This window comes from Actinomycetota bacterium (genome assembly GCA_036280995.1).
Classification (GTDB): Bacteria; Actinomycetota; CALGFH01; order CALGFH01; family CALGFH01; genus CALGFH01.
In genome coordinates this window covers 1-4,725 of the sequence record DASUPQ010000903.1, presented here as the reverse complement: position 1 = coordinate 4,725, position 4,725 = coordinate 1, and the positions used below count along the sequence as shown (strand labels likewise).

At 73.3% G+C, this 4,725-nt stretch carries 5 protein-coding genes; all 5 read left to right on the top strand.

What is annotated here, in order from left to right:
* On the top strand, positions 1-956 hold a 956-nt coding region (gene dxr / locus VF468_30085), incomplete at its 5' end, for a 1-deoxy-D-xylulose-5-phosphate reductoisomerase (GenBank protein HEX5882536.1).
* Positions 953-2,128 (top strand): M50 family metallopeptidase, encoded by a 1,176-nt coding sequence (locus tag VF468_30080; protein HEX5882535.1) that lies wholly within the window; start codon positions 953-955, stop codon positions 2,126-2,128. The genes dxr and VF468_30080, both read left to right, overlap by 4 nt.
* A 9-nt stretch (positions 2,129-2,137) precedes the next feature.
* Positions 2,138-3,283 carry a flavodoxin-dependent (E)-4-hydroxy-3-methylbut-2-enyl-diphosphate synthase gene (gene ispG, locus VF468_30075; protein HEX5882534.1) on the top strand — a complete coding sequence of 382 codons (1,146 nt, stop codon included), beginning with the start codon at positions 2,138-2,140 and terminating at the stop codon, positions 3,281-3,283.
* A 1-nt stretch (position 3,284) separates the two neighbouring features.
* On the top strand, positions 3,285-4,187 hold the full coding sequence (locus VF468_30070; protein HEX5882533.1) for a GNAT family N-acetyltransferase: 903 nt from the start codon (positions 3,285-3,287) through the stop codon (positions 4,185-4,187).
* 109 nt (positions 4,188-4,296) lie between these two features.
* Positions 4,297-4,725: hypothetical protein (locus VF468_30065; GenBank protein HEX5882532.1), on the top strand; the 429-nt coding region annotated here is incomplete at its 3' end.

Sequence of the window (4,725 nt, the reverse complement as noted above, 5' to 3'; positions counted from 1 at the left end):
CCGGCTGCCGCCTGGCCGTCGGGCCGGAGGAGGTCGCCGAGCTGGCCGCCGCCGACGGCGCCGAGGTGGTGCTCAACGGCGTCACCGGGTCGGTCGGCCTGGCCCCGACCCTGCGCGCCCTCGAGGCCGGGCGGCGGCTCGCCCTGGCCAACAAGGAGAGCCTGATCGTGGGCGGCGAGCTGGTCACCGCCCGGGCCGCGCCGGGCCAGATCGTCCCGGTCGACTCCGAGCACTCCGGCCTGGCCCAGTGCCTGCGGGCCGGCGGCCCCGAGGAGGTCGCCCGCCTGGTCGTGACCGCCTCCGGCGGCCCGTTCCGCGGGCGCCCGGCCGCCGAGCTGGCCGACGTCACCCCGGCCGACGCCCTCGCCCACCCGACCTGGGCGATGGGCCCGGTGATCACCGTCAACTCGGCCACCCTCATGAACAAGGGCCTGGAGGTGATCGAGGCCCACCTGCTGTTCGGCGTGCCGTATGACCGCATCGAGGTCGTGGTCCACCCCCAGAGCATCGTCCATGCCATGGTGGAGTGGCGCGACGGCTCCACCGTGGCCCAGCTCTCCATGCCCGACATGCGGCTGCCCATCGGCCTGGCCCTCGGCTGGCCCGAGCGGGACGACCGGCCGGTGGGCCGGATCGACTGGACCCGGGCCGCCACCCTGGAGTTCCAGCCCGTCGACCGGGCCACCTTCCCCCTGCTCGACCTGGCCGTGCGGGCCGGCCGCCGGGGCGGGACCGCCCCGGCCGCCCTGAACGCCGCCAACGAGGAGGCGGTGGCCGCCTTCCTGGCCGGCCGCATCCCCTTCCCCGGCATCGCCGAGGTGGTGGGCGAGGTCTTCGCGCAGCACCGGCCCCCGGCCGTCCTCGACCTCGACGCCCTGCTCGCGACCGAGCGGTGGTCTCGCGACCTGGCCCGTACACTGGTCGAGGACCTGACCACCTCCCGGGGGACCCGATGACCAGCCTGCTCGGCATCACGCTGTTCGTTCTCGCCCTCATGCTGGCCATCTTCCTGCACGAAGGCGGGCACTTCACGACCGCCAAGCTGTTCGGGATGAAGGTGGAGCGCTTCTTCCTCGGCTTCGGCCCGACCATCTGGTCGTTCCGCCGGGGCGAGACCGAGTACGGCATCAAGGCCCTGCCCCTTGGCGGCTTCTGCAAGATCGCCGGCATGAGCCCGTACGAGAGCGACGGCAACTTCCTCGAGGAGGACCGCTCGGCCAGGCCCGCCGCCGCCGCGACCCCGCCGGAGCGGCAGTTCCGCAACAAGCCGGCCTGGCAGCGGGCGATCGTGCTCGCCGCCGGGTCGATCACCCACTTCCTCGTGGCCATCCTGCTCATCTGGATGGTGCTGGTGGCCATCGGCATCGGCACCGGCCAGGCCACCACCACGATCGACCGCACCGTCGCCCTGAACGCGGGCACGCCCAGCCCCGCCCAGCAGGCCGGCCTCCGGTCCGGCGACCGGATCGTGGCCGTGGACGGCGACCAGGTGGCCAGCTTCGAGGAGCTGCGCGCCACCCTGCAGGACAAGGGCGACCAGAAGATCACCATCGACTTCGTGCGCGACGGCCAGGCGGGGTCGGTCCAGGTGACCCCGGTCGAGCAGGACAACCGCGGGTTCCTCGGCTTCCAGCCCAGCGAGGAGACCAGGCGCGTCGGCGTGCTGGCCGCCATCCCCGAGTCGATCGAGGTGTTCTGGGACACCACCGTCGCCACCGTCAAGGGCCTTGGCGGCTTCGTCAGCGGCCTGGCCGACCGGATGAGCGCGCCCCAGCCGCAGACGGCCTCCCCGCCGGCCGGCGGCGGGGAGGTGGACGGCGGCGGCCCGATCGGCATCGTCGGCATCACCCGTCTGGCCGGTCAGGCCGTGGCCAACAACCAGTGGGCGATCTTCATCGCCATCCTGATCCAGCTCAACATCGTCGTCGGGGTGTTCAACCTCCTGCCCCTGCCCCCGATGGACGGCGGCTACCTGGCCTTCGTGCTCTGGCAGGTGGTGACCAGGCGCGAGGTCGACCTGCGCAAGGTGGTGCCCGTGGCCGCCCTGATCGTGGGCCTGCTGGTGATGCTCACGGTGGGCCTGGTCTGGCTCGACATCACCAACCCCGTCCAATACCCGTTCCGATAAGGAGCCCTGGTGGCCTTCCCGCTCGAGTTGACCGACCTGGCGGCAGGTGCCGGTCGGCGGCGATCTCGCCGGATCAACGTCGGCAGGGTCGCGGTCGGCGACGGCGCCCCCGTCAGCGTCCAATCCATGACCATCACCAAGACCGCCGACATCAACGGCACCCTCCAGCAGATCGCCGAGCTGGCCGCGACCGGCTGCGACATCGTGCGGGTGGCGGTGCCCGACACCGACGACGCCGCCGCCCTGCCCGCGATCGCGGCCAAGTCGACCATCCCGGTGGTGGCCGACATCCACTTCCAGTGGAAGTACGCCATGGCCGCCATCGAGGCCGGCTGCGCCGGGGTCCGCATCAACCCCGGCAACATCAAGAAGCACGACAAGGTGAAGCTGATCGCCACCGAGGCGCAGGCCCGCGGCATCCCCATCCGGGTCGGGGTCAACGCCGGCTCGCTCCAGAAGGAGCTCCTGGCCAAGCACGGCGGCCCCACTCCCGAGGCGCTGGTCGAGTCGGCCCTGTTCGAGGTCGGCATCCTCGAGGAGGTCGGCTTCGGCGACATCAAGATCTCGGTCAAGCACCAGAACCCGGCGTCGATGATCGCCGCCTACCGGCTGCTCGCCACCCGCGTCGACTACCCGCTGCACCTGGGCGTGACCGAGGCCGGCACCCCCAAGGACGGCATCGTCAAGTCGGCGGTCGGCATCGGCGCCCTGCTCGCCCAGGGCATCGGCGACACCATCCGGGTGTCGCTCACCGCCCCGCCGATCGAGGAGGTCAAGGCGGGCAACGCCATCCTCGGCGCCCTCGGCCTGCGGCCCAAGAAGCTCGACCTGGTCGCCTGTCCGTCCTGCGGGCGGGCCGAGGTCGACGTGTTCGCCCTGGCCAACGCCGTCGAGGAGCGCATGGCCGAGATCGAGGCCCCGATGCGGGTCGCGGTCATGGGCTGCATCGTCAACGGCCCTGGCGAGGCCCGCGAGGCCGACGTCGGCGTGGCCTCCGGCAAGGGCAAGGGCCAGATCTTCCGGCACGGCCAGGTGATCCGCACCGTTCCCGAGGCCGAGATCGTCGACGCCCTGATGCACGAGGCCAAGCTGCTGGCCGAGGAGTACCGCATGTCCGGGGGCGGGCCGGGCGCCCCCGAGGTCATCCGGAGCTGACGTGCTCCGGTCGTGGACCGGCGGCGACGACCGGGCTCGGGAGGCGGCGAGTCCGCCCCGCTTCCAGGTGCGGCCCATCGGCCGCAACGACGAGTCCCTGGCCCTGGCGGCGCTCGACCGCAACCCGGTCCGGGACGTCTTCATCGCCAGCCGCATCCTCCACGACGGCGCCCTGACCGCGCTCGGGCCCAGCCCCCTGTGGGGCGCGTTCTCCGACGGCGAGCTGCGCGGGCTGCTGCACGTCGGCCCCAACCTGGTCCCGGCCACCGACGACCCGGCCACCTGCGAGGCCCTGGCCACCGCCGCCGGCGGCCTCTACCCGACCCGCATGGTGGTGGGGGAGCGGACCACGGTCGAGTTCCTGTGGTCGCTGATCGGCGGCAGCTACCCGGCGCCCCGCGAGGTCCGGCGCCGCCAGTTCGTCTACTCCGTCGACCCCGACCGGCTGGTCCGGGACCCGCACCACGGCGCCCCGGGCCACGCCCGCCTGGCCGAGCGGTCCGACGAGGACCGGGTCCTGAAGCTGTCGGCCGCCATGTACACCGAGGAGATGGGCGAGAACCCGATGGCCCGCGACCCCGACGGCTACCGCCGCCGCGTCCGCATGCTCATCGCCCGCGGCTGGACCTACGTCTACGAGTCCGGCGGCCGCCTCCAGTTCAAGATGGACGTCGGCTGCGCCAGCCACCACACCGCCCAGATCCAGGGCGTCTACGTCCCCCCAGACCTCCGCGGCCGCGGCGTCGGCACCACCGCCATGGCCGCCTGCTGCGACCTCGCCCTCGATCGCCACCCCAACCTGTCGCTGTACGTCAACGACTTCAACACCCCGGCGGTCGCCCTGTACGAGCGCATCGGGTTCCGCCGCGAGGCGTACGACTTCCAGACGATCATGCTCCCCTGAGGGGAGCGGGGGCGGTTCGCGGGACCACGTCGACGTGGCCCCGGACCGGGTTATCCACAATTTGCCGAGCATCCGCCCGCCGCCGTTCCGGCGTCGTAGCGTGCCAGGCATGCCGACCTCGGACCCTTCCATCCAGGCGACCGGCCCGCCCGAGCCCTCCGCGGTACTGGTCCATCGGCCGGTGCGGGCGCATCCGCGGCCGTTGCCGGCGGGTGAGCTGACGGTCGCGGCCCCGCCCACGGTGGGTTGGGCGGCCGCCGGGCCTGCCAGCTGGCTGCAGTACCTGGTGCCGCTGGTCGGCGGCGGCGGGTCGTTGGCGTTCCTGTTCGCGGTCCCCGGTCCCCGGCCCGGGTGGCTGGTCGCCGTGGTGACCGGCGGGGCCGCCGCCTCGGTGCTGGCCGGGCTCGGGCTGCGCCTGGCCGACCGCCGCGCCGCCCACCGGGCCAGGCACCGCGAACGGGCCCGCTACCTCGACCACCTCGACGACGTCGCCTCCCGGACCGACCACCTGGCCGCCGCCCAGCTCGCGACCGCTGCC

Bases quoted from the DNA above. Each gene is read 5' to 3' on its own strand.
- VF468_30080 (HEX5882535.1), top strand. From the start codon at position 953: ATGACCAGCCTGCTCGGCATCACGCTGTTCGTTCTCGCCCTCATGCTG.